The 24,377-nt window shown below is 42.5% G+C and carries 15 protein-coding genes; 11 read left to right on the top strand and 4 right to left on the bottom strand.

Annotated features, from left to right (window positions below; all coding sequences use genetic code 11):
• The first annotated feature begins 26 nt into the window (after window positions 1–26).
• The 9 genes from GD631_RS03540 (at window position 27) to GD631_RS03505 (ending at window position 13,732) form a co-directional block, all read left to right on the top strand.
• Window positions 27–668: a hypothetical protein gene (locus GD631_RS03540; protein WP_143260715.1), complete on the top strand. Its 642-nt coding sequence runs from the start codon at window positions 27–29 to the stop codon at window positions 666–668.
• 387 nt (window positions 669–1,055) lie between these two features.
• On the top strand, window positions 1,056–3,116 hold the full coding sequence (locus GD631_RS03535) for an acetate--CoA ligase family protein (protein ID WP_143260719.1): 2,061 nt from the start codon (window positions 1,056–1,058) through the stop codon (window positions 3,114–3,116).
• A 99-nt stretch (window positions 3,117–3,215) separates the two neighbouring features.
• Complete coding sequence (locus GD631_RS03530) at window positions 3,216–7,232, top strand: hybrid sensor histidine kinase/response regulator transcription factor (RefSeq protein WP_143260721.1); 4,017 nt, start codon at window positions 3,216–3,218, stop codon at window positions 7,230–7,232.
• A 56-nt stretch (window positions 7,233–7,288) separates the two neighbouring features.
• A complete protein-coding gene (locus GD631_RS03525) occupies window positions 7,289–8,296 on the top strand; it encodes a family 43 glycosylhydrolase (protein WP_143260723.1) in 1,008 nt (335 codons plus the stop codon).
• A 39-nt stretch (window positions 8,297–8,335) separates the two neighbouring features.
• Entirely contained in the window at window positions 8,336–9,631 is a 1,296-nt protein-coding gene (locus GD631_RS03520) for a Gfo/Idh/MocA family oxidoreductase (protein WP_004323019.1), read from the top strand.
• Complete coding sequence (locus GD631_RS22100; RefSeq protein ID WP_143260725.1) at window positions 9,628–9,873, top strand: hypothetical protein; 246 nt, start codon at window positions 9,628–9,630, stop codon at window positions 9,871–9,873. The genes GD631_RS03520 and GD631_RS22100 overlap by 4 nt, the downstream gene beginning before the upstream one ends.
• Before the next feature lie 60 nt (window positions 9,874–9,933).
• Window positions 9,934–11,352: a Gfo/Idh/MocA family oxidoreductase gene (locus tag GD631_RS03515; protein WP_004323915.1), complete on the top strand. Its 1,419-nt coding sequence runs from the start codon at window positions 9,934–9,936 to the stop codon at window positions 11,350–11,352.
• 66 nt (window positions 11,353–11,418) lie between these two features.
• Window positions 11,419–12,768: a 3-keto-disaccharide hydrolase gene (locus GD631_RS03510; RefSeq protein ID WP_004302557.1), complete on the top strand. Its 1,350-nt coding sequence runs from the start codon at window positions 11,419–11,421 to the stop codon at window positions 12,766–12,768.
• Between the two features lie 166 nt (window positions 12,769–12,934).
• Window positions 12,935–13,732 (top strand): FAD:protein FMN transferase, encoded by a 798-nt coding sequence (locus tag GD631_RS03505; protein WP_223225960.1) that lies wholly within the window; start codon window positions 12,935–12,937, stop codon window positions 13,730–13,732.
• Between the two features lie 798 nt (window positions 13,733–14,530).
• Here the strand turns inward: GD631_RS03505 and GD631_RS03500 are convergent.
• Entirely contained in the window at window positions 14,531–15,256 is a 726-nt protein-coding gene (locus GD631_RS03500) for a toxin-antitoxin system YwqK family antitoxin (RefSeq protein ID WP_004293712.1), read from the bottom strand.
• 245 nt (window positions 15,257–15,501) lie between these two features.
• Here GD631_RS03500 and erm(F) point away from each other — a divergent pair, with 245 nt between their 5' ends.
• A complete protein-coding gene (gene erm(F) / locus GD631_RS03495) occupies window positions 15,502–16,302 on the top strand; it encodes a 23S rRNA (adenine(2058)-N(6))-methyltransferase Erm(F) (RefSeq protein WP_004295323.1) in 801 nt (266 codons plus the stop codon).
• Between the two features lie 197 nt (window positions 16,303–16,499).
• Here the strand turns inward: erm(F) and mobV are convergent, their stop codons facing one another.
• From mobV to GD631_RS03480, 3 genes are all read right to left on the bottom strand, one after another.
• Window positions 16,500–17,867 carry a MobV family relaxase gene (gene mobV / locus GD631_RS03490; protein ID WP_008999098.1) on the bottom strand — a complete coding sequence of 456 codons (1,368 nt, stop codon included), beginning with the start codon at window positions 17,865–17,867 and terminating at the stop codon, window positions 16,500–16,502.
• Between the two features lie 592 nt (window positions 17,868–18,459).
• Window positions 18,460–18,852: a hypothetical protein gene (locus tag GD631_RS03485; RefSeq protein WP_004293707.1), complete on the bottom strand. Its 393-nt coding sequence runs from the start codon at window positions 18,850–18,852 to the stop codon at window positions 18,460–18,462.
• 17 nt (window positions 18,853–18,869) lie between these two features.
• Window positions 18,870–20,102, bottom strand: coding sequence for a site-specific integrase (locus GD631_RS03480; protein ID WP_004293706.1), 1,233 nt, complete (start codon window positions 20,100–20,102; stop codon window positions 18,870–18,872).
• Between the two features lie 210 nt (window positions 20,103–20,312).
• On the opposite strand from GD631_RS03480, the gene GD631_RS03475 reads away from it, so the two are divergent.
• The gene (locus GD631_RS03475) at window positions 20,313–24,314 is read left to right on the top strand and encodes a hybrid sensor histidine kinase/response regulator transcription factor (RefSeq protein ID WP_244983362.1); all 4,002 of its coding nucleotides are present in this window, start codon (window positions 20,313–20,315) and stop codon (window positions 24,312–24,314) included.
• Window positions 24,315–24,377 lie beyond the last annotated feature (63 nt).

Below are 24,377 nucleotides of genomic sequence, written 5' to 3'. Positions count from 1 at the left end.
ATTGGTCTACTAATTTATAAATAGTTATGTTTACATTGTTTGGCAATCTTTTTACTAGGCACAAAGTAATGCCGTGGGAAATAGATTTTTTGAAGTCTGTATTCTCAAAACTTCAAGGAAGTGAAAATTCTTTATTGTATGATCAAATAGTCGAAGGGGTTATTGGCGGAGTATGTATTGGGCTTAGCTCTATTCCTAACACTGTAGTATTTCGTTTTACTCCAATTGTGGATAAATATGAAAATAGAAAATGCAAAAGTTTTGATTTGAATAATATAAAGGTGAGGGATGTTATTACAAATAAAGAATTATTGGTTTCTATTTTTATAGCAGATGGATTAGTGGCTGGTTATACGATTAATACGCATGCAAAGATTAAGAAATATACATTTGACGCAAATACAGTAGATGTTAGCTTCGTTTATAAATCGTTTTGTGAAAATGGGTATTATGAAAAAGTAGCTCTTTTGTTGACTGAAGAGGAGTTGAACTGGATTGCCCCCGATATTTATCCTACAGAATTGAATGGTAAAATATATTATCATATTAGAGAATTGGAGGATGGCGATTTTTTAGGTATTGATACGGAAAATTGTATTTATAAGATAACTCATGATCCATATGATGTGGCATTTTTGGAAAGGGGAAAGGCTACTAGAGTTTCTTAAAATGCCCGTTTCTAAATTCTACAATACGAACTGTGAAGATTAATTTTTTGGAATGTAGTGTTGTTTCTCAGATAAATATGTTTTTTAATCGTTATTTATAGTATTAAAAAGGTAGTCATTCTATGAATAAAAAAGAATGGCTACCTTTTTTAAAACGACTTTTGATAACTTATCTTTACGTGTATTGCCCTGGCATAAGTTGACCAAAAACAATTTATATCGGGGTAATTTTCTAACTAAATCAATAAGTCAGCATAATCCACTTGATTTCTTTGTCTTTCTTCCCATTATCCTGTACTTTCTCTTATATTTCTCCCCTTTTTCTTTCTTTTTTCTCATAAGAAAGAATATATTTGTACCTTAGTTAAACGAAAACCAAAGCATGATATGATAACAACCCAGTTGCTTCGTCCTGAAAGCATTGTCGTAGTAGGGGCATCGAATAATGTACATAAGCCGGGTGGCGCAATATTAAAGAATTTAATAAATGGAGGTTATCAGGGAGAACTTCGGGCTGTGAATCCGAAGGAAAAGGAAGTGCAGGGAGTTCCCGCTTTTGCGGATGTGAACGATCTGCCGGATACAGACCTGGCGGTGTTGGCTGTGCCTGCCTTGATGTGTCCTGATATGGTGGAAACATTGGCTAGCAAGAAACAAACCAGGGCATTTATCATACTTTCGGCTGGTTTTGGTGAAGAAACCCACGAAGGGGCGCTGTTGGAAGAACGTATTTTGGAAACAGTCAATAAATACGGGGCTTCGTTGATTGGTCCTAATTGCATTGGATTGATGAACACATGGCATCATAGCGTGTTCAGCCAGCCGATTCCTAATTTGAATTCGAAAGGAGTGGACTTGATTTCCAGCTCCGGTGCTACGGCCGTCTTTATTCTTGAAAGTGCCGTAACAAAAGGCTTGCAGTTCAATTCAGTCTGGTCGGTGGGAAATGCCAAGCAGATTGGTGTAGAAGATGTATTGCAATTTATGGATGAGAACTTCGATCCCGAAAAAGATTCTCATCTGAAACTACTCTATATTGAAAGTATTCAGAATCCGGACAGGTTGTTATTTCATGCTTCTTCTTTGATTAGGAAAGGGTGTAAGATTGCGGCAATCAAAGCCGGAAGTTCGGAGAGCGGAAGCCGGGCAGCATCTTCCCATACAGGAGCAATCGCCAGTTCCGATTCGGCAGTAGAGGCTTTGTTCCGTAAAGCGGGGATTGTACGTTGCTTCTCCCGTGAAGAATTGACTACTGTAGGTTGCGTGTTTACTCTGCCCGAATTGAAAGGAAAGAATTTTGCCATTATCACCCATGCCGGAGGACCGGGAGTGATGTTGACAGATGCGTTGAGTAAAGGTGGGCTGAATGTACCTAAGCTGGAAGGAGAAGTAGCCGAAGAACTAAAAGCCCAACTATTCCCCGGTGCTGCCGTCGGGAATCCTATTGATATTCTGGCTACCGGAACACCGGAACATCTGCGCCTTTGCATTGACTATTGCGAGGAGAAGCTTGACAATATAGACGCCATGATGGCCATTTTTGGAACTCCGGGATTGGTTACTATGTTTGAAATGTATGATGTGCTTCACGAAAAGATGCAGACTTGCAAGAAACCGATTTTCCCCATTCTTCCTTCGATTAATACAGCCGGGGCAGAGGTTGCCGCCTTCCTGGCAAAAGGACACGTGAACTTTGCGGACGAAGTGACTCTAGGTACTGCCCTTTCACGCATTGTCAATGTTCCTAAACCGGCAGTTCCTGAAATAGAACTGTTCGGAGTAGACGTTCCGAGGATTCGTCGCATCATAGATTCTATTCCGGAGAATGGTTATATCGCTCCCAATTATGTACAGGCATTGTTGCACGCTGCCGGTATTCCGTTGGTAGATGAATTTGTTTCCGATAATAAAGAGGAGATAGTAGCTTTTGCCCGTCGATGCGGATTTCCGGTAGTGGCCAAAGTGGTGGGACCTGTGCATAAATCAGATGTCGGTGGTGTAGTGCTGAACATCAAAAGCGAGCAACATCTGGCATTGGAATTCGATCGTATGATGCAGATTCCTGAAGCAAGGGCAATTATGGTACAGCCGATGCTGAAAGGTACGGAACTGTTTATTGGTGCAAAATATGAAGAGAAGTTCGGACACGTGGTACTTTGTGGTTTGGGAGGTATTTTTGTGGAGGTGCTGAAAGATGTGTCTTCCGGTCTCGCCCCGCTTTCTTATGAAGAAGCTTATTCAATGATTCATTCTTTGCGTGCTTATAAAATCATTCAGGGAACACGTGGGCAAAAGGGAGTCAACGAAGATAAATTTGCTGAAATTATTGTCCGTTTGTCCACTTTGCTACGTTTTGCTACAGAGATCAAAGAAATGGATATAAATCCGCTCTTAGCAACACAAAAGGCCGTTATAGCAGTTGACGCACGCATCAGGATAGAAAAATAGGACTATTTTTTCATTCATTGAGACATATTTACTATCTTTCCGCTGTGATTTTGCCTACATTTGGTAACTCAAACGGAAGGATAGAAAACGCGTATGTTTATGAAGAAAGTTCTAATACTTTTAATCTGTTTAATAAGTTGTCAGATAGGCTGCCATGCGCAAATGGCGGACGAGCATTATTATTTCAAAAATCTTAGTGTACAGAACGGATTATCTCAGAACACGGTCAATGCGATTTTGCAGGATAAGCAGGGCTTTATGTGGTTCGGCACAAAAGATGGTCTGAATAGATATGACGGTTTGTCATTCCGCAAATTCAAACATGATGACCGCACACGGCGGAGCATTGGTAATAATTTTATCACAGCGCTTTATGAGGACGCAAAAGGAGATATCTGGGTAGGTACGGATGTAGGACTTTATATCTATAATCCGGAGAAGGATTCTTTCCGGCATTTTGCTGAATTGAGCGCAGAAAACACGAAAATAGAACATACCGTAACTGCAATCTCCGGAGACAACAAAGGATGTGTCTGGGTAGCGGTAGAGTCACAGGGATTATTTTGTTATGACCTGGAGGAAGGAAAACTCCGGAATCACACATTGAAGAACTTTTCTTTTATCTCCACCAATGTCCAGTCTTTTGTTTTTGATAATAGCGGAACTCTCTGGATTGGCTGTTATGGTGATGGACTTTTCTATTCGAAAGACCGTCTGCAAACCCTTCATCCTTATATCTCACCTGTAGACAATCAGAAAACTTATGCCAATGATGTCGTGATAGCCTTGGTGAAAGGAGCATATAACTGCCTATATGTAGGCTCTTTAAAGGGAGGAGTGAAAGAACTGAACCTGACCTCTAACAAACTGCATGACTTACTTTCTGAAGATGAAAATGGAGAGTCTGTTTTTTGTCGTGAATTGCTGGTCGCTTCTGACAACGAATTGTGGATTGGTGCAGAGTCGGGACTTTATATCTATAATCTCCGAATGGGCAAATACGTTCATTTGCGCAGTTCGATCAACGACCCTTATTCTTTATCCGACAATGCTATTTATTCATTGTGTAAGGATCGCGAGGGTGGTATCTGGATTGGTTCTTATTTTGGCGGTGTGAATTACTATCCTCGTTTTTATACGTATTTCGAGAAATATTATCCCAAAGGGACTGATAATGGTTTGCGTGGGAAGCGAGTACGTGAGTTCTGTCAGGATAATCAAGGTATCCTGTGGATTGGTACGGAAGACGGTGGTTTGAACCGTTTCAACCCCAAGACCAAAACTTTCTCCTTTTTTACGCCCAGCAGTGCTTTTACCAATGTGCATGGTTTGTGTTTAATTGGCGATTATCTTTGGGTGGGAACCTTCTCAAAAGGAGTGAAAGTAGTAGATACGCGTACGGGAGCTATCGTGAAAACTTATCAGAAAACGGATTCTCCTCGTTCATTGATAGATAATAGTGTTTTCTCTATTTGCTGCACAACGACAGGTGATATTTATCTGGGAACTTTGTTCGGCTTGCTCCGATATAATAAACAGTCTGATGATTTCGACCGGATACCGGAACTGAACGGTCGGTTTGTGTATGACATAAAGGAGGACTCCGGAGGGAATCTATGGTTGGCAACTTATGCAAATGGAGCTTATTGCTACAATGTGAGTGAGAAGAAATGGAAGAATTATTTGCACGATGAAAATGACCCGAAAAGTCTTCCATACGACAAGGTATTAAGTATCTTTGAAGACTCTCACCGGCAAATCTGGCTGACTACTCAAGGAGGAGGCTTTTGTCGTTTTCAGCCGGATACGGAGACATTTACCAACTATAATTTATCTGCTGGCTTGCCGAATGATGTTGTATATCAGATTGTGGAAGACAAGAACGGCCTTTTGTGGTTGACAACCAATAATGGTCTGGTTTGCTTCCAACCCACAACTGGAGTCATGAAAGTATATACTACCTCCAATGGATTGTTGGGCGACCAGTTTAATTATCGTTCGAGTTTTGAGGCCGAGGATGGTACGATTTATTTAGGTAGTATCGATGGCTTTATAGCTTTTAATCCCAAGAATTTTTCGGAAAACAAGTTTCTCCCGTCTATTGTAATTACAGATTTCTTTCTGTTTGGAAAGGAAGTATATGCTGGTGAGTCGGGCTCCCCGCTGGAAAAGAGTATTACTTTCTCTGACCAGCTTGTTCTCCAGTCTAATCAGAATTCTTTTTCTTTCCGTGTAGCCGCGCTGGATTTTCAGGCTCCCAAGACAAGCCGGATTATGTATAAGTTGGAAGGCTTTGATACAGACTGGTTGACAGTTGGTGAAAGCCCTATTGTTACCTATTCCAATCTTCGATATGGTGATTATACCTTCCAGATGAAAGTTGCCAATAGTGATGGAGTATGGAGTGACGATGAAGTGTCATTGGAAGTGCATATTCTTCCTCCTTTCTATCTTTCAATATGGGCGTATTGCGTGTATGCTTTGCTGATCATCGGCTGTTCTTTATATACAGTTATGTATTTCAAGAGACGCAGTAATAGCAAGCACCGCAGGCAGATGGAAAAATTCGAGCAGGAGAAGGAGCGCGAGGTTTACCATGCAAAGATTGATTTCTTTACCAATGTAGCCCATGAAATACGTACGCCGTTGACATTGATTAAAGGTCCGTTGGAAAACATCATATTGAAGAAACAGGTTGATGCGGAAACACGGGAGGACCTGAACGTAATGAAACAGAATACAGAACGATTGTTGAATCTGACTAATCAGTTGCTTGATTTCCGTAAAACGGAAAGCCAGGGATTCCGGTTGAATTTTGCGAAATGCAATGTGACGGAGGTACTGAAAGAGACTCATGTGCGTTTCACTTCCCTTGCCAAACAGAAAGGTTTGGAATTCACTTTGCAAGTGCCTGAGAAGGACTTTTATGCACATGTGAACCGGGAGGCGTTTACGAAGATTATCAGTAATTTGTTGAACAATGGGGTGAAGTATGCTGAAAGTTACGTACACATATCTTTGGAGGTGCCGGAAGCGGATGAGAATAATTCATTCTGTATTCGTACGGAGAATGATGGAGTGATTATTCCCAATGAAATGAAGGAGGAGATATTTAAACCTTTCGTTCGTTTCAATGAAAAAGAAGATGGAAAGGTGACCACTGGAACAGGAATCGGCTTAGCTCTTTCCCGTTCGTTGGCAGAACTGCATCAAGGAACTCTGGCTATGGGAGAAGGGGAAGAAAATAATACTTTCTGTCTGACTTTGCCGATAGTTCAGGATATGACAATAACCTTAACACCGGAACCGGAAGTTGAAATAGACAGGATGAGCGAAGTTCCTGCGGGAGAGGTGGAAAAGAAGGATAACCGTCCTACGGTATTGGTTGTGGAAGATAATCCGGATATGCTTGCCTTTGTGGTGCGTCAGTTGGCGAGAGAATATACTGTATTGACTGCCGCTAATGGTGCGGAAGCGTTGCAAGTGTTGGACGGTAATTATGTGAATCTAGTGGTTAGTGACGTTGTGATGCCTGTGATGGATGGTTTTGAACTGTGTAAGACGATCAAGTCGGATTTGAATTATAGCCATATTCCCGTTATACTGTTGACTGCGAAGACGAATATCCAGTCTAAGATAGAGGGAATGGAATTGGGAGCAGACGCTTATCTGGAGAAACCTTTCTCTGTGGAATATTTACAGGCTTGTGCTTCCAGCCTTATTCAGAATAGAGAGAAATTACGTAAGGCTTTTGCACAGTCTCCTTTTGTGGCGGCCAATACGATGGCGTTGACAAAAGCTGACGAAGATTTTATAAAGAAACTGAATGAGGTTATCCAGGTGAATTATAGTAATCCGGAATTTAGTATGGATGATATGGCGGATAGCCTGAATATGAGTCGTTCCAATTTCTATCGGAAGATAAAGGGTGTCTTGGATTTGAGTCCGAATGAGTATCTCCGACTGGAACGTTTGAAGAGAGCGGCTCAATTATTGAAAGAAGGAGAAAACCGGGTGAATGAGATTTGCTATATGGTAGGGTTTAATTCTCCGTCTTATTTTGCCAAGTGTTTCCAGAAACAATTTGGAGTGTTACCCAAAGATTTTGTAAGTTAATATTGATTTATAGCTATAAAGATTAGGTAAAAAGGAGCTTTTAAAAGAATGATTTGATGAAAAAGTATGTAAATTTGTTCGTTTTCGTATTCATGATAGGTGTTTGTTTTTCACAGGGAAAAGCACAGACAAAGTCTGCGATGAGTTATAAGAATCCGGTTGTGGATATTGCCATGCCCGACCCTACGGTGATTAAGGCTGCGGATGGTTATTTTTATGTGTATGCTACCGAATCTACCAGGAATGTTCCGATAATGAAATCGAAAGATTTGGTGGAATGGACGTATTGCAACACGGCATTCACGAATAAAACTCGTCCCAGATTTGAACCTAAAGCTGGAATTTGGGCACCGGACATCAATTATATTAGCGGTAAATATGTGCTTTATTATGCGATGTCGGTGTGGGGAGGAGAACAAACGTGCGGCATTGGAGTAGCTACTGCCGATTCTCCGCAAGGACCTTTTACGGATCATGGTAAGATGTTTCGCAGTAATGAGATCGGTGTGCAGAACTCGATTGATCCCAGTCTCCTGCAGTATGAGGGGAGAAACTATTTGGTATGGGGCAGCTTTCGGGGGATATATGTTATTGAACTGACTGCGGATGGCTTGTCGTTGATGCCGGGAGCGGAAAAAAAGAAAATAGCAGGAACAGCTTTTGAAGCTGCCTATGTTCATAAGCACGACGGTTATTATTATATGTTTGCTTCTATCGGAAGTTGCTGTAGAGGAGTGGAAAGCACATATAAGGTCGTAGTGGGTCGCTCTAAAAAGGTATGGGGGCCGTACAAAGATAAGACGGGTAAACCGATGTTGAAGAATGGTTATTCTTTGGTGATAGGTGCGAATGATCATTTTGTAGGCAATGGGCACGGTTCACAGATTATCCGGGATGATGCCGGACAGGACTGGCTTCTGTATCATGGTTTTGCAAGATCGGCTCCGGAGAATGGACGTATTCTGTTGCTGGACCAGATTAAGTGGGATAAAGAGGGTTGGCCTTATGTAGAGGGAGGATCTCCTTCTTACGAAACACAAAAAGCACCTATATTTAATAACTGATTTCCAGATAAAACAATTATAATCTTAAATCCTACAAGCATGAAACATACCCCTATTAGCAGGCGGGATTTTCTAAAGAATTTAGGCATAGCCGGGGCTGGCACTCTTCTTGCAGCAAGCCCTTGGCTTTCTGCTTTTTCGGAGGTGATGAACACCTCAAACGAAAAGTGTCGTTTGGCAATTATCGGTCCCGGTTCCCGGGGACAGTTTTTAATGGGATTTCTGACTAAAAATCCTAAAGTCGATATTGTTGCATTGTGCGACATTTATAAACCGTCTATTGAAAAAGCACTGAAGCTCGTTCCTAATGCCAAGGTGTACGGTGACTATCGAGAAGTGTTGGAAGATAAGTCGATAGATGCCATACTCGTGGCTACTCCTCTTAGTTCGCATTGTAAGATAGTGCTGGATGCTTTTGACGCAGGAAAGCACGTTTTTTGCGAAAAGTCGATAGGTTTCACGATGGAGGAATGTTATCGTATGTATCAGAAACACCGTAGCACGGGAAAAATATTCTTCACAGGGCAACAGCGTCTGTTCGATCCTCGTTACATTAAAGCAATGGAGATGATTCATGCGGGTACCTTCGGTGAAATAAATGCAATCCGTACCTTCTGGAACCGGAATGGGGATTGGAGACGTTCGGTGCCTTCACCCAATCTGGAACGTCTGATAAACTGGCGTCTTTACAAGGAGTTCTCAAAAGGATTGATGACGGAACTCGCTTGCCATCAGCTTCAGATCGGAAGCTGGGCTTTGCGTAAGATACCCGAAAAGGTGATGGGACACGGTGCCATCACTTATTGGAAAGACGGCAGGGATGTGTATGACAATGTGAGTTGTGTATATGTGTTTGATGATGGGGTAAAGATGACATTCGATTCTGTCATTTCCAATAAATTCTATGGACTGGAAGAACAGATCATGGGTAATCTCGGAACGGTAGAACCGGAAAAGGGAAAATATTACTTTGAGAGTGTAGCTCCTGCACCGGCCTTCCTGCAGATGGTGAATGACTGGGAGAACAAGGTATTCGATTCTCTGCCTTTTGCCGGAACAAGCTGGGCACCGGAAACTGCAAACGAAAACAAAGGAGAATTCATTATCGGAGAACGTCCCAAGAGCGATGGTACATCATTGTTGTTGGAAGCTTTTGTTGAGGCCGTCATAACACAAAAACAACCTAAAAACATCGCGGAAGAAGGATATTATGCAAGTATGCTCTGTTTGTTGGGACATCAGGCATTGGAAGAAGAACGGACGCTTTATTTCCCTGATGAGTATAAAATAGACTATCTGAACCATCAATCTGTAAAAACACCCGAAGCAATATGAAAGACACGATTGTAACCGCACGACGTAAGAAAATTGAGTTAATCACTTTACTCGTTTGTTTCGTAGTATCTAATTTGATACATCTTTATGCAATTATTGCTTATCATGCGCCATTTACGGAGATGATAACGTCTATTTTTTATATAATTATATTTACTTTTGTGCTTTATGCTTTCTGGGGGATTTTGCGTCTCTTGTTTTATGGAATGCAAGCACTGTTTAAAAAGAAAAGCAGGAGTTGATAGTTTTCTTGCATAATTTTAAAGAAGAACTTAATCAATATCAATGAAAATAAATAATTTATGGTAACACGAAGGGATTTTTTGAAAACGATGTCGATGGCTTCAGCCGGATTGGCATTGGGAACCGGTGATTTATTACATGCGCAAACCGCTTCACCTAAAAAAGGAAGAGGTGACAAAGTGAAGATTGCTTATATCGGTATTGGTAACCGTGGAGAGCAGATTATTGAAGACTTTGCACGGACAGGTATGGTGGAAGTGGTGGCTTTATGTGATGTAGATATGGGTGCCAAACATACACAAAAGATAATGGCTAAATATCCGAAAGCAAAGCAGTTTAGGGATTTCCGCCAAATGTTTGATAAGGCCGGTAACGAATTTGATGCTGTAGCAATTGCTACTCCCGACCATTCGCATTTCCCGATCAGTATGCTGGCTTTGGCATCCGGAAAGCACGTATATGTAGAGAAACCGCTGGCACGTACCTTCTATGAAGCGGAACTGTTGATGCAAGCTGCGCTTAAACGTCCGAACTTGGTTACTCAAGTAGGAAATCAGGGACATTCTGAAGCAAACTATTTCCAGTTTAAAGCCTGGATGGATGCGGGAATTATCAAAGACGTTACTGCTATCACTGCCCACATGAATAACCCGCGCCGTTGGCATAAGTGGGACACTAATATCTATAAGCTTCCTTCGGGACAGCAACTGCCGAAAGATCTGGACTGGGACACTTGGCTCGGAGTTACTCCTTATCACGAGTATAATAAAGATTATCATTTGGGACAATGGCGTTGTTGGTATGATTTTGGTATGGGTGCATTGGGCGACTGGGGAGCACATATCCTTGATACGGCTCACGAATTTCTGGAACTGGGATTGCCTTATGAGGTCACTATGCAATACGCAAAAGGGCATAATGATTATTTCTTCCCATATTCTTCCACGATTCTCTTCCGTTTCCCGCAACGTAAAGGAATGCCACCGGTAGATATTACCTGGTATGATGGTCTGGATAATCTTCCTCCTATTCCTGCCGGTTATGGAGTTTCGGGACTAGATCCGAACATCCCGGTAACTAATCAGGGAGATACTCCGAAATCTAAGTTGAATCCCGGAAAGATCATTTATACTAAGGATTTGATCTTCAAGGGTGGTAGTCATGGAAGCACTTTGTCTATTATTCCGGAGGAGAAAGCAAAAGAGATGGCAGACAAGTTGCCGAAAGTTCCTAAAAGCCCTTCCAATCACTTCGAAAACTTCTTGTTGGCATGTAACGGTATTGAAAAGACGCGTTCTCCGTTCGAAATCAATGGAGTGTTGAGTCAGGTATTCTCACTGGGTGTGATGGCTCAACGACTTAATACACAGTTGTTCTTTGATCCTCGTACGAAGCAAATTACAAATAATGAGTTTGCTAATGCAATGTTGGCGGGACTTCCGCCGCGTAAAGGCTGGGATGAATTTTATAAATTATAAATAGAAAATGGCTTTTTCCATCCCTTTTTCGAATGTAAGGGGATGGGGAAAGACTAATCAATGATTATGAAGAAGAATATCGTATTAACTTTACTTTTATTCTGCGCCGCTTCTTTAGGTGCACAGAATTGGGAGCCTCTTTTCAATGGAAAAAACCTGAAAGGATGGAAGAAATTGAATGGCAAAGCCGAGTATAAAATTGTAGATGGTGCCATTGTCGGTGTATCTAAGATGGGAACACCCAATACTTTTTTAGCAACGACAAAGAATTATGGTGACTTTATCCTTGAGTTTGATTTTAAGGTAGATGATGGTTTAAATTCCGGGGTACAGCTTCGCAGTGAAAGCAAGAAAGATTATAAGAAAGGTCGTGTACACGGTTATCAGTTTGAGATCGATCCTTCCAAACGCGCTTGGTCAGGTGGTATCTATGATGAGGCACGTAGAAACTGGCTTTATCCTTTGACGCTGAATCCGTCGGCAAAAACCGCTTTTAAGAATAACGCATGGAATAAAGCCCGTATTGAGGCTGTAGGTAACTCAATTCGTACTTGGATAAACGGAGTACCTTGTGCTAATATCTGGGATGATATGACTCCTGTGGGCTTCATTGCTTTGCAAGTGCACGCCATTGGAAATGCGGCAGATGAAGGTAAAACAGTTAGTTGGAAAGATATCCGCATTTGTACGACGGACGTAGAACGCTATCAGACACCGGAAGCGCAAGCTGCACCGGAAGTGAACCTGATTGCCAATACGATTTCTCCGAACGAAGCAAAAGAAGGATGGACTCTATTATGGGATGGCAAGACTACTGATGGATGGAGAGGAGCTAAACTTTCTACTTTCCCCGCAAAAGGCTGGAAGATAGAAGATGGTATTCTGAAAGTAATGAAGAGTGGTGGTGCTGAATCAGCTAATGGCGGTGATATTGTGACTACCCGTAAATACAAGAACTTTATTCTGAAAGTAGATTTTAAGATTACTGAAGGTGCAAATAGCGGAATTAAATATTTCGTAAACCCGGATATGAATAAAGGTGCAGGTTCTGCTATCGGTTGTGAATTCCAGATTCTTGATGATGACAAACATCCTGATGCAAAACTGGGTGTGAAAGGTAACAGAAAGCTAGGGTCGTTGTATGATTTGATTCCGGCTCCTAAGAATAAACCTTTCAACAAGAAAGAATTTAATACAGCTACCATTATCGTAAAAGGTAACCATGTAGAACATTGGTTGAACGGCGTTAAATTGATTGAATATGATCGTAACAATGATATGTGGAATGCATTGGTAGCATACAGTAAATATAAAAACTGGCCTAATTTCGGAAATCCGGAGGAAGGAAATATACTTCTTCAGGACCACGGAGACGAAGTATGGTTCAAAAATGTGAAGATTAAAGAACTGAAATAAGGCGTATTCCATGTTATTGTGGGAGATACGTCAAAATTCCTTATGATTTTTACTCAGGCATGGATTACACGGATTACGCGGTTGCTATTTCATTGGAACAACCGTAAAATCCGTGTAATCTGTGCCTAATTTGTCCTACTATACGATGCAAGTCCCTATTCAACATATGTATAAACCATCCCATGAAGGTAATGGACTGCTTTATGCCTGGTTTCTTTCCATGCATACACGGGTGGATATTATCCTGTATAGCCAGAAAACGGAAAGAGAATTGTTGCTTGTGGTTAATCGTATTTATGACGCATTGTGCCGGTTGGAAAAGATGGCGAACTTTTATGATCCGGCCAGCGAATTGTCTTTTGTCAACCGAACAGCTCCGACTTCACCAGTTGTTCTTAGCGAAGAACTCTATTCAATGATTGATTTATGCCTGAAATATAACGGGAAGACTCTGGGGTGTTTTGATATTACAGTCCATTCGGAAAATTACAATCAGAACACGATACAATCGGTTCATTTATCAGTCGAAGATCATAGCATCTATTTCTCACAACCGGGAGTTACTGTCAACTTATCCGGCTTTCTTAAAGGGTATGCTTTGGATACAATTAAAAGCATACTGAATGAGTTTTTGATAGAGAATGCATTGATAAATATAGGAAACAGTTCCGTCCTTGCTTTAGGTAATCATCCGGTAGGATCGGGATGGAAAGTCAATAATATACTTCTTCATAATGAGTGTCTTACAACCTCCGGTAATGACTCTCCTGAACGTCGGCATATTGTTTCTCCTCGAAACGGGAAATTGGTGGAAGGCGTTCAACAGATAGCTGTGGTTACACCCGATGGAGCGATAGGAGAAATATTGTCTACCGCTTTGTTTGCTGCTGACGGCGAACAGCGCAAGGATTTACTGACTGAATTCTCTTCTGTATTAAGCCAGTTTTTCTTGATTGGTTATTAGGTATTTCTCTGATGTGCTAATATTTGTTTTCCTAAGTAGCCATGTTTGATTTTAAAGTATTCTGATGGGGTTTTCAATTATTAATAATTAAGGAGGTAGTTATTAATAGTTGAGGTGATAACTACTGATATTTGACAGGGCTTTTGGGGGCATATAGATACAAAATAGATACGGTAGCCATTGTCAGGGAATGAGAACGCTATATGATAGAGATGCTCAATAATCCTGTTTCAGGTATAAAGAAGGTATTGTTATTGCTAAAAGTGACAGTGTGGTACTTTGCGGTTTGGGAGGTGTTTTTGTGGAGGTGCTGAAAGATGTGTCTTCCGGTTTGGTTCTGCTTTTAGCTACACCAAAAGCCGTTGTAGCAGTTGACGCGCGTATCCGAATAGAAAAATAGGACTATTCTTTCATTCATTGAGATATATTTACTATCTTTCTGCTGTGATTTTGCCTACATTTGGTAACTCAAACGGAAGGATAGAAGATATGTATATTTATGAAGAAAGTTCTAATACTTTTAATTTGTTTAACAGGCTATCAGATAAGCTGCCATGCACAAATGGCGGACGAACATTATTATTTTAGATTTTTCTCGGTTTGACTTAACCGATTGAGAAATAAACTTTTAGCGAATTATTTGAGAAATAGAAGTAACGATTTAGCAACTGTGCGAATTTCAGCGTTTTGCGTTGCTATGCTGTCAAATAACTCTTTCATTTGCAAATATAACATCTTTTTCCGAAAGTACGAACTTTCGGTGGCAATTTTATAAAATCAACTTGCGAAAAAAGAAAATCATTCATCCCATTCATGGGTTGTGTCATCGGTGGCGTTGTACTGTTTCCAACGTCCCGATTTCTCGCCGTCGGTGTATTGCCCCTCGATGGTTATATAGGGTTTTCCGTCCCGTGTCGATTCCACACGATAAAAGCCGTCAAGTTTTCCGTTACGGTAGTGTCGTGTAGTCCTGCTGCGAAGCGTGCGCCCATCCTCGAATATTTCCCATTCCTCACCCTCTTTTTTGCCGTCTATATAATGAGATTCAAAAATCTGCTCACCCGTCTTGCTGTCAAAGCGGCGTTCCCGTCCGCTCTCCACACTCTGCCTATACTCCTTTTCGATTTCTATTTTGCCGTTACGAAAATAGGTCTTTACAGTTCCGTCTATCTTGCCTTGCTGCATGGGTGTTTCTTTTCGGGGAGTAACGCCATCTTGGTAATACTCCGTGAATATGCCGTTGCGCTTTCCTTTGGCATATATGCCCGATTCACGCAGTACCCCATCACGATAGCGGAGATAATCACCGTTTATTATGCCGTCGGAAAGTTTAACACGCTCCTCGTCAAGCCCTCGTATAATGCGATATTCTCCCTGCAACGGCTGTTTACTGCCTTTTTCATAATAGACCGTGCGCCGTGCGTTATCCGTTATAGTCTGTAAATCGTCCCATTTTACTATTTGTTGTGCGGAAGCCGTGCCACACAATAGCAAAAAGAGGTATAGTGTTAATATTCTATTCATTGTATTTTTGCTTTTCGAGGTTGATAACGGTTCTCAGCTATACGCAGGCAGGGATTTTAACCACTGAACTTCCTACGAAGAACTGAACTTTAAATTTACCACTTAACTGTCCTACGAAGCACGAAACCCCTGCTTGCGTATAGGTGATGTTATGCGGTCGGTTTTCATTTTCTCTTCTTTCTCGTTAATTTTTCATGCAAAGTTACTAAATTTGCAGTCAAGTATTCACCTGTAAGAAGTTACTAATGACAAAAAAGAAATTGCCCGTTCGTTTTACGGGTCAGCACTTTACTATTGATAAAGTGCTAATAAAAGATGCAATAAGACAAGCAAATATAAGTAATCAGGATACGGTTTTAGATATTGGGGCAGGCAAGGGGTTTCTTACTGTTCATTTATTAAAAATCGCCAACAATGTTGTTGCTATTGAAAACGACACAGCTTTGGTTGAACATTTACGAAAATTATTTTCTGATGCCCGAAATGTTCAAGTTGTCGGTTGTGATTTTAGGAATTTTGCAGTTCCGAAATTTCCTTTCAAAGTGGTGTCAAATATTCCTTATGGCATTACTTCCGATATTTTCAAAATCCTGATGTTTGAGAGTCTTGGAAATTTTCTGGGAGGTTCCATTGTCCTTCAGTTAGAACCTACACAAAAGTTATTTTCGAGGAAGCTTTACAATCCATATACCGTTTTCTATCATACTTTTTTTGATTTGAAACTTGTCTATGAGGTAGGTCCTGAAAGTTTCTTTCCACCGCCAACTGTCAAATCAGCCCTGTTAAACATTAAAAGAAAACAGTTATTTTTTGATTTTAAGTTTAAAGCCAAATACTTAGCATTTATTTCCTGTCTGTTAGAGAAACCTGATTTATCTGTAAAAACAGCTTTAAAGTCGATTTTCAGGAAAAGTCAGGTCAGGTCAATTTCGGAAAAATTCGGTTTAAACCTTAATGCTCAAATTGTTTGTTTGTCTCCAAGTCAATGGGTAAACTGTTTTTTGGAAATGCTGGAAGTTGTCCCTGAAAAATTTCATCCTTCGTAGTTCAAAGTCGGGTGGTTGTCAAGATGATTTTTCTGGTTTGGTGTCGTCTTTTAAGCTGCCGCATAACATTGTGCTAACAGCGAAATCGGCTGTTATTTTCTTCAAGTATATCACCTTGCGAACAAATATAAAAAAAGTGCAGTACACCACGAACAGCGTACCGCACTTTTTTCGGCAAATCGGGCAGGATTTAACATTTATAGCTTGAATCCCTTGCCTTTCCTTTGCGGTTGTATAGGTCGGCGTATGTTCTGCCTTAACTTCTCGAACTGTTCCTTGAACCACTCGGCAATGGGCTTTCGGTCGATGGCAAGAACCAATTTAGTCCCGTCCGTGGGGTCTTTCAGCACTTGGAAACCTGCCCTTTCGGTCGTGAATTTCCGTCCGTGTTCCTCCGAGTAGAGTTCCCCTGCATACTCCAACGGCTTTCCCTTGACGAGCGTTGCGGTCTGCCTTTCATCGAACCCGACAAGGCGGCAGAGGTTTTCGATACGGAGCATTTCACGGAAATAGGGAAACCATGCTGCCGCCCTTGCGATTACCGTTTTCAGAAACGATATTTCCTGCTTGTGCCTTGTGTCCTTGTCGGCTATCTCCCTGCCGTGCTTTTGCTGCATTTCCCGTATCTCCCTGCTGTGGTCTGCCTGCATGGTCTGTATCCTATCTTGCAGGGCTTCGATGGTTTCCTCGTGGTCGGCTACCTCCTTATGCAGGGCGGTGTTCTCCCTTTCCAGCGTCTTGACCTTGTTACTGCCGAAAAGAGAACCGACGCTCTCGGCGATGTTGGCGGCTGCGGTGGTTGCCGCCCCTTTCAGCTTCTCGGTCTGTATTTCTTTTTTCGCCCGTCTTAGTTCCTCCTGTGCCGTTTCTTTCTGCTGCTGCAAATCCACCACTTCCGCTTTGAGGTCGTCGGAGAGTTTCTGTATATCCCGATAATACTGCTGCGTGGACTTGTGGCGAGCTTTCGAGCCGTCTATGCCCCTTTGCAGCCCGTATTTCGCCATCGCCACGGCATAGGTATCTTGGTAGGACTTCAATTTCAGCCGTGTCATAATATCGTCTGCGCACAGCCTCACGGTGTCGGTCGGCTTCTTGCGGTATCGCTTCTTCGTCTGTTCCTCCCTTTTCCTGCGCTTGCGCTCTCCCTTGACGATGGGGACGAGTGTAACGTGTATGTGCGGCGTTTCCTCGTCCCTGTGCAGGTGAGCCGCCACGATGTTCTCCTTTCCGAACGTGTCGGCGAAGTATTTCAGATTGTCGGCGCACCACTCGTCCAAACGCCCCTCTTCCTCTATCCGCTTCATGTCCTCGTGCGTTCCCGATACGTTGATGCGGATTGCCCGTACTTGGTTGCTTCCGATTTTGCGTGTCAGCCCCGCTTCTTCTAATCTCTGCTGTATAGCCGCCGAACGGTCTTTTATCCCGTCGGGGTATTCGATAAGCCTGCGGTTTAGGTGCGTGCGTGTGGGGTCGGCGTTCTTCGGTATGATGAAACGCTCGATATGTGCGGTCGTTCCGCTGTCGCTGCCGTGCGCCTTTTCCATGTGTAAAACTACGAAACCCATATATTTTTCCTTTCTTCCTTGACTTGTGAAACAATGATTTTTCGTATCTTCGGGGCGGCAAATGCCGTCCCCGATGGGGTGTGCAGAGGGGCTTACCCCTTGCCTTATTGGGGAATTTTCAGCGATACGTAGTATTGCGGCTCGGAAAATTCCCTAATAAGCTACGGTATTTTCTCCGTAAATACCCTGCGGCGTGCCGTCTGCCTGCCCGTCTGCCTTTCGGCTATGGCTGTCCCTGCCGCCTGCTTGCCCGTAACCCCACCTTATTTTTTTCCTTTCGGTCGGTGGGTGGCGGGGCGGTCGTTTCCGTTTTCAAAGGCTCTTTTGCACGGGGCGGTCGGATACAAGGTTTTCCCGATAAATACGCTCGCAGCGAAGCGAGAGGAAGATTTATTGGGAAACGGCGCAGCCGCCTGACCTTTTAGCCGACGTAAAGCCCCGTGCTTGCTTTGCCTTTGTAAACGAAAACGATTGCTCCGCTTTCCTCTGAAAAGAGAAATAGACCCTGCAATATATATCACCATAGTGATAGGTTTGCATGTTTGCATGCTGGTATGCTGGTACGTTTGCATGTTGGTATGTTGGTATATCATCATGCTTTCCAACGGCTGTTGGGCTTGCCGTCCGAAACAACCGACACGAATACCGTCGTTTTCTCTTTTCGCCCGTGTATAATCCTCTCTAATAATGCCCTGCGGACTTTCGCCGCCCCGAACGATTCGACACGGAAAGCGAGGGCGGCTATCGTTTCGAGGTTGTAAACCTCCGCGCTGTATTTGTCCGATAGGCGGATAATGTGCTTTATGTCATATATAGATAAAACTCCGCTTTTGCAGAGTGCCTTTATCCCTGCCCTAACCGTCGGGGCGATAACCCCGAACAGTTCGCAGATTTCCCGCTCGGTCATGGCGGTTGCGCCTATATCGCTCGGCAGGGAGATATTGCCCTGCCCGTCCATCGTGATAATGTTCCTTTCTTCTTTCATCGGTATTCTGTTCTTAATTAGATGGCTCGGCAGATATTCTTCTCCATATCTTCCAACTTGTGCGACAAGGTTTCCATGTCTTGGCTTATCTTCTGGGCGGTGATTTTGGCGTAAATTTGGGTGGTCTTTATGTTCGTGTGCCCCAAAAGGCGGCTCACCGTTTCGATGGGTACGCCGTGCGACAGAAGTACGGTCGTGGCGTTCGTGTGGCGTGCGACATGGTAGGTCAAGCGTACCTTGAAGCCGCATTGTCTGCCTATATCTTTGAGTATCTTGTTACAACTGCCGTTGTTCGGAACGGGGAAAACATGACCGTCCCTTGCCAGCCCCTTGTACTTCTCGATGATACGCTTGGGAACGTCCAAAAGGCGGATGTTCGATTCGGTGTTGGTCTTCTTTCTTCGGGTGATTATCCACAGGTTGCCGTCGAAGAATGTTTGCAGGCGGTCGGCGGTGAGGTTCTTCACGTCCGAATACGCCAAACCCGTGAAAACAGAAAAGACGAACAAGTCCCGTACAAGCTCGTGGGTGGCGTTCTTCATCGGTGCGTTCATGAGCGTCTGTATCTCCGTTTGGGTGAGGTAGCCCCTGTCCACGCTTTCGGGAGAGTTGATATATCCCGCAAAGGGATTAAAGGGCAAACGCCCGTCGTTCCTCGCTATGGAAACGATGTGTTTCAACACAATCATGTAGCCCCACACGGTATTGGTGCGGCATTTCTTCTCCGTGCGCAGAAAATACTCGAAGTCGTTGATGAACGTGAGGTTGAGTTCCTTTAATGGAATATCCTCACGCTTGTAGGTATGGGGCAGGAACTCCCGAATATGGTTGCAGACCGTCCGATAACGGGTAAATGTACCCTGCGCCCTGCTGTGCCCGACTTTCTTCTCGAACTCGGCGTTGTGCTGCTCGAACAGCTTCAGCAAAGTTTCCTGCTTGACGCCGATACCGAGATAGGCGTCTTTGAGTTTGGCGGCGGTAACATAACCGTCCGTCTGCATTAACTCTTGATAGCGGCGGTTTACTTCCACACGGATTTTATCTACCGCAAGGTTGATTCTCTGCGCTTCGACGCTCTTGCCCGAAGCACGGTTGTTCTTCACGTCCCACAGCCGTGGGGGAACGTCCATCTTGCAACTGAACTGTTTAATCTCGCCGTCCACCGTGATACGGCACATTAAAGGCAGGTTGCCGTTCGGCTTCTCGCTGCCTTTCTTCACGTAAAATAATACCTTGAATGTACTACGCATAACTCACTCCTTTTTTTGGTTACAAAATTAGTTATTAGTGAGTTACCGACTGCTATGCAAAATTACGCAAATCGCAGAAACAGAACCATTTAGCAAGAAATTCACACCCGTTACGGGGGTAATGAGGTGGTAACTGAACTTCTGCGCTGTTTGGCTTCGAGGTGGTATTTCGTTGGCTCTGTCCCATAGAAAAACAAAGCGTAACGAACGCTGTATCAGCTAATTCGCTACGTTTTACCCAAATTTACTTTTTCGCTATGTGTTTATTTTAAAAATCTAAGTGTACAAAACGGCTTATCCCAGAATACGGTTAATGCGATTTTGCAGGACAGGCAAGGCTTTATGTGGTTCGGCACCAAAGATGGCTTGAATAGATATGACGGTTTATCATTCCGTAAATTCAAACATGATGACCGTACTCGACGGAGTATCGGAAATAATTTTATCACAGCACTTTATGAAGATACGAAAGGAGATATTTGGGTAGGTACTGACGTGGGACTTTATATCTATGATCCTGAAAAAGACTCTTTCCGGCACTTTACCGAATTGAGTGAGGAAAACACTAAAATAGAACATACTGTAACCGCAATTTCTGGAGACAACGAAGGATGCGTTTGGGTGGCAGTGGAGTCACAGGGACTGTTCTGTTATAATCTCGAAAAAGGAGAGCTTCAAAACTATACCTTACAGAACTTCTCTTTTCTTACTACTAATGTTGAGACCTTTGCTTTTGACAATAGCGGAACCCTTTGGATCGGCTGTTATGGCGATGGACTATTCTATTCGAAAGACCGTCTGCACACCCTTCATCCTTATCTTTCGCCTCTGGATAACAAGGAATTTTATGCGAACGACGTAGTGACCTGTATTGTGAAAGGTGCATACAATTGTCTGTATGTAGGTTCTTTAAAGGGAGGGGTGAAAGAGCTTAACCTGACCTCTAACAAATTGCATGACTTGCTTTCAGAAGATGAAAGTGGAGAGCCTGTTTTCTGTCGTGAACTGTTGGTCGCTTCTGACAATGAACTATGGATTGGTGCAGAGTCGGGACTTTATATTTATAATTTCCGGTTAAGTAAGTACGCCCATTTGCGCAGTTCGGTCAATGACCCTTATTCTTTATCCGATAATGCCATTTATTCATTGTGTAAAGATCGTGAGGGTGGCATATGGATTGGTTCTTACTTTGGTGGTATAAACTACTATCCCCGTTTTTATACGAACTTCGAGAAATATTATCCCAAGGGGACTGATAATGGTTTGCATGGGAAACGGGTACGTGAGTTCTGTCAGGATAATCAAGGAATTCTGTGGATTGGTACAGAAGATGGCGGTCTGAATCGTTTTAATCCTAAGACCAAGACTTTTTCTTTTTTCACACCAAGCAATGCTTTTACAAATGTTCATGGGCTGTGTTTGGTTGATGATAACCTTTGGGTGGGCACTTTTTCGAAAGGGGTGAAAGTGGTGGATACGCGTACGGGTGCTATTGTGAAAACCTATCAGAAGACAGATTCGCCCCGCTCATTGATAGATAACAGTGTTTTCTCCATTTGTAGAACGACGACAGGGGATATTTATATGGGTACTTTATTCGGTTTGTTGCGTTATAATAGACAATCTGACGATTTTGACCGGATACCAGAGCTGAATGGCCGGTTTGTATATGACATAAAAGAAGATTTCGGCGGAAACCTCTGGCTGGCCACTTATGCCAACGGCGCTTACTGTTATAATGTAAGCGAGAAGAAATGGAAGAATTATCTGCACAATGAAAATGATCCGAAAAGCCTTCCGTATGATAAAGTGGTAAGTATCTTCGAAGATTCTCACCGGCAAGTCTGGTTGACAACTCAAGGCGGAGGGTTCTGCCTGTTCCACCCGGAAACGGAAACTTTTACCAGCTATAATCTGGCAGACGGATTGCCAAACGATGTTGTTTATCAGATTGTAGAAGATAAAGACGGATTTTTCTGGTTGACAACGAATAATGGGCTCGTATGTTTCCAACCTACTACCGGAAAAATGAAAGTATATACTACCTCTAATGGTCTGCTGGGCGATCAGTTTAATTACCGCTCCAGTCTGGAGACGGAAGACGGTACGATTTATTTGGGAAGTATCGACGGTTTTATCGCTTTCAACCCGAAAACTTTTTCAGAGAATAGGTCGCTTCCATCTATTGTGATTACGGATTTCCTGTTGTTTGGTAAAGAAGTGTATGTCGGTGAACCGGGATCTCCATTGAAAAAGAGTATCACTTTCTCTGATGAACTCATTCTCCAGTCTAACCAGAACTCTTTTTCTTTCCGGGTAACAGCATTGGACTTTCAAGCTCCAAGAATGAGTAAAATCATGTATAAACTGGATGGTTTTGATGTAGATTGGCTGACAATTGGCGAAAGTCCTATCGTTACTTATTCCAATCTGCGATATGGCAATTATACATTCAAGGTGAAAGTTTCTAATAGTGACGGAGTATGGAATGAAAACGAAATATCATTAAAAGTGCATATCCTTCCGCCTTTTTATCTTTCTGCTTGGGCTTATTTTGTGTATGCTTTGTTGATTATAGGTTGTTCTTTGTATATAATTATGTATTTCAAAAGACGTAGTAATAATAAGCATCGCAGGCAGATGGAGAAGTTTGAGCAGGAGAAGGAGCGTGAAGTTTATCATGCAAAGATTGACTTTTTCACGAATGTAGCTCATGAGATACGTACACCGCTGACATTGATTAAAGGCCCGTTGGAAAACATCATACTGAAAAAACAAGTGGATGCTGAAACCCGTGAGGATTTGAACGTTATGAAACAGAACACGGAACGATTACTTAATCTGACCAATCAGCTACTTGACTTCCGCACGACGGAAAGCCAGGGATTCCGGTTGAACTTTGCAAAATGCAATATAACGGAAGTACTGAAAGAAACCCATGTACGTTTCACTTCTCTTGCAAAACAGAAAGGGTTGGATTTTACCCTACAGGTTCCAGAGAAGGACTTCTATGCTCATGTTAATCAGGAGGCATTTACGAAGATTATTAGCAATCTGCTGAACAATGGAATGAAATATGCCGAAAGTTATGTACATGTAATGCTGGAAGTTCCCCAAAGGGATGATAATAATCTATTCCGTATTCGCACAGTGAACGATGGAGTAATTATTCCTGATGCAATGAAAGAGGAGATTTTTAAACCTTTTGTTCGTTTTAATGAACAAGAGGACGGAAAGGTGACTACCGGTACTGGAATCGGTTTAGCACTCTCCCGCTCGCTGGCTGAATTCCATCTAGGAACGTTGGTTATGGAGGCAGGAGAGGAAAGTAATATTTTCTGTTTGACTTTACCGGTTGTTCAGGATACGACAATCACTTTGACTCCAGAGGCGGAGGTTGAAATTGAAAGGGTTAACGAGATTCCTGCAGAGCAGACAGGAAAGAAAGATAATCGCCCCGCTGTGCTGGTAGTGGAAGATAATCCTGATATGCTAACTTTTGTTGTCCGTCAATTGTCGAGAGATTATACAGTGCTGACAGCCACTAATGGTGCAGAAGCCTTGCAGGTGCTCGATGGCAATTATGTGAACTTAGTGATAAGTGATGTTGTGATGCCCGTGATGGATGGTTTTGAATTATGTAAGACTATTAAGTCAGATTTGAATTACAGTCATATTCCTGTCATCCTGCTGACTGCCAAGACCAATATACAATCAAAGATAGAAGGGGTGGAACTGGGGGCAGATGCTTATATTGAAAAACCTTTCTCTGTAGAATATCTGCAAGCATGTGCTTCTAATCTTATTCAGAATAGGGAAAAATTACGTCAGGCTTTTGCAGAGTCTCCTTTTATAGCTGCTAATACAATGGCTTTAACAAAAGCTGATGAGGAGTTTATTAAGAGGTTGAACGAAGTAATCCAAATTAATTATGGTAACCCTGAATTTAGCATGGATAATATGGCGGATAATCTGAATATGAGCAGGTCTAACTTTTATCGGAAAATAAAGGGAGTCTTGGATTTGAGTCCGAATGAGTTTTTACGCTTGGAGCGTTTGAAAAAGGCGGCCCAATTGCTGAAAGAGGGAGAAAACCGTGTGAATGAAATCTGTTATATGGTAGGATTTAATTCTCCGTCTTACTTTGCTAAATGTTTTCAAAAGCAATTTGGAGTATTGCCTAAAGATTTTGTTAATTCGAAAGAAGAGTAGTTTATACATAAAGCTGTATTTTATTTCATCTATTATATTGAGAATTTATAATTTATTAGTGTG

The sequence above is a fragment of the Bacteroides luhongzhouii genome, from assembly GCF_009193295.2.
GTDB lineage: Bacteria > Bacteroidota > Bacteroidia > Bacteroidales > Bacteroidaceae > Bacteroides > Bacteroides luhongzhouii.
The sequence above is the reverse complement of the archived record's forward strand: the minus strand, read 5'-3'. Positions and strand labels throughout refer to the sequence as shown.